Genomic DNA, 2,682 nt, shown 5'->3' on the forward strand with positions numbered 1-2,682 from the left:
TGTTATATATATCCGCATTTATTACTCTTATTTTCTTTAGTTTGATAATATGTTTTAAAGATATAACGGAGAGAGAAATACCTAATTTATATGTCGTAATTATTGCGATAGCTTCTTTTACTTTAGGGTTTACGACCTCAGATTTTAGTAAGATATTGATTGTTTTTGTTTTAGGTATCGTTCTTATTAGTTTTTGGTTAGCAAATTTTATTGGTGGGGGCGATGTTAAGCTTATTTTGGCTTTCTCTTTAGCGATACCAGCGAACGATATGTTTGTAGCCACTATATTGGTGATTTTGATTGGTGGGGTTATTTCTGTTACTTATCTACTACTTCATTTTTGTGGGAAATATGGTTCCAATATTTGGGATGGATTAAGCACTTTAAAACCGACGAATGAAGGTATTCCATATGGCGTTGCGATCTGTAGTGGTTTTGCTCTGGTCATTTTCAAAAATGTTGTAACAGGAGGTTTTGTATGAAAAAAAGTCTCAGTCTGTTTGTTGCTGTAGCAGCTGTTGCAATCGGCGGTTATGGAATATATCAGAACCTAAATAAGACGAGTGAACCTACGGTTGAAAAAACTGAAGAATACGTTCAGGTCTGGCGAGCAAACATCCAACTCGTTAAGGGGAAACCGATCGATGCTTCTTTGGTTAAGAGAGAGCAAATTCTTAAGAGTTTGGCCATTGGGGAAGGGATTAAGGCTGATGTAAATTTAGATTTTTCTCCAGCCACATTACTTAATAGAAATTTATCCCAAGGTGATTTGGTTTTACCCGAATACCAAAATAAAAAAGGTTCTCCTGGATATATTGATTTGCTTATATCAGAAGGTAAAGAGCCTTACCCACTATTAGTCAGCAGTACTAACCTAATATTAGATTATATAAGACCTGGAATTTATGTTGATGTGTTATCAATAAGCTCGCCGGTGGAAAATCTGTCTGGTGACCTTGATAGACGTATTGGCTTTAATGGTGTTAATGCTAATTTGCTTCTTAAGCGAGCTAAGGTGCTCGGTACGTCGAGTGGCAGCAAAGGTGATGATGGTAATCTCGATTCTACGTTTCAGCCGGCGGCATCCGCTGGTGAGGAAACCGGGCAAGCTGTTGTCATTATTGAGATTGATCCGGTAGATATTGCAAGAGTGTCGCTTGCTGAAAAAACGATGCACTTGGAGGTGTATCGCAGTAATAGTTATGAAGTTGCGATTGATGCTGACGTTAGAAATGTTATTGAAAATTATAGTGGAGTGTCGGAGTTAAGAGGTTCAAGACGTCAGACCGTTCAAGGGGGCGAACTGTAATGGGTATAACAGCAAAGATAACGAGATGGCTATTAGTGATGAATCTGCTGTTGATAAACTCAATGGTATTCGCTTCACAGCGATATATTACTCAATTTGAAGGACAGCATATCTCTCTCAATGAAACGATCACAACAGTGTTTATTAGCGCACCAGATATAGCCGATTATAATGTTATCGATGAAAAAACAATTGTCGTTTTTGCGAAAGAAGTGGGGCAAGCGCGACTCGAAATCTATGGCAAAAACAATAAATTACTATTGTCCGAGAAAATCATCGTCGATGTGGATCTGAGCCAAGTTCGTCGCCAGATTAAACTCCATTATCCAAAGCTAGACATTAAGCTAGAGTCCGTCGGAATGCAAGTTGCGGTAAGCGGTGTGGTTGATTCTAACCAGCAGCGTGATGATATATACCGGATGGTCGCAACCCTGCTGGGGCGTGAGAAAGTAGCAAGGTATGAAGCGACTCGATTGCTTGAAATAGAAACCGATCTTATCGATATTCCAGAACCACAAGATATGGTTTTTGCTAGAAATATGACTTGGGATGGGATTTTAGAGCTACTTGAGGTCGCAACAGCGCAGCAGGTTAATGTCAAAATCTCGGTCGCTCAAGTAACTGAAAATTTTGCGCAGACAGTCGGTGTTGATTGGTCAAGCGTGGGGGCGGGTGTCGGAGAGTTTCTATTCCAACAGTTCGACGCTGCTGACCTTACAACTGTTATTACAGCATTGGGCAATGAAAATGTCGCGCAAATTTTAGCAGAACCAAATCTGACCGTTATTTCCGGTGAGTCCGCGAGCTTCTTAGTCGGTGGGGAAATTCCCGTAATCGTAACCACGAACAATAATATAAACATTACGTTTAAAGAGTTCGGTGTTCGTTTGAGTTTGACGGCCAATGTGATGAGCGAAGAGCGTATTCGTATGCAGTTGCTTCCCGAAGTGAGCGAAGTCGAGCGGTATATTCGAGCGGCAGGCATTGAGGTTCCACAATTGGCAACGCGTAGAGCCATGACGACGATCGAGTTGGGTGATGGTGACAGTTTCGTACTGGGCGGGCTAATGAGTAGCTCTGACTTGGAAGAGTTACAGAAAACCCCCCTACTAGGTGATATTCCAATTTTAGGCGCGGCATTTAGAAAATCTTCGACAGATAGAAGAAGAACCGAATTGTTAATTGTCGCGACAGTGAATTTGGTTCAACCAATAAAAAGTAAGAAGGTACAGCTGCCTCAAATGCATAAGACTTCTACATTTCATCGTTGGCTTAATATCGATTCTCCAGCTGAAGCAAACAGTGGTAGTGATCCTACAATTGAACTGTTATCTCAAGGAGGATTTATACAATGAAGAAATTAATTGTAATAG

3 protein-coding genes are annotated in these 2,682 nt (G+C 40.6%); all 3 read left to right on the plus strand.

All coding sequences use genetic code 11. From position 1 onward, the window contains the following. Nucleotides 1–482 (plus strand): prepilin peptidase (locus AB4623_RS24085; RefSeq protein ID WP_372147535.1); only part of this gene is annotated, 482 nt, incomplete at its 5' end. Next, nucleotides 479–1,309: a pilus assembly protein CpaB gene (locus AB4623_RS24090; protein ID WP_372147537.1), complete on the plus strand. Its 831-nt coding sequence runs from the start codon at nt 479–481 to the stop codon at nt 1,307–1,309. The genes AB4623_RS24085 and AB4623_RS24090, both read left to right, overlap by 4 nt. Continuing rightward, entirely contained in the window at nt 1,309–2,664 is a 1,356-nt protein-coding gene (locus tag AB4623_RS24095) for a type II and III secretion system protein family protein (RefSeq protein ID WP_372147539.1), read from the plus strand. Before AB4623_RS24090 ends, AB4623_RS24095 begins: the two co-directional genes overlap by 1 nt. The last annotated feature ends 18 nt before the right edge of the window (nt 2,665–2,682 follow it).

It is taken from the genome of Vibrio sp. 10N.222.52.C12 (assembly GCF_041474215.1).
In the GTDB taxonomy this organism is placed as follows: domain Bacteria; phylum Pseudomonadota; class Gammaproteobacteria; order Enterobacterales; family Vibrionaceae; genus Vibrio; species Vibrio crassostreae_C.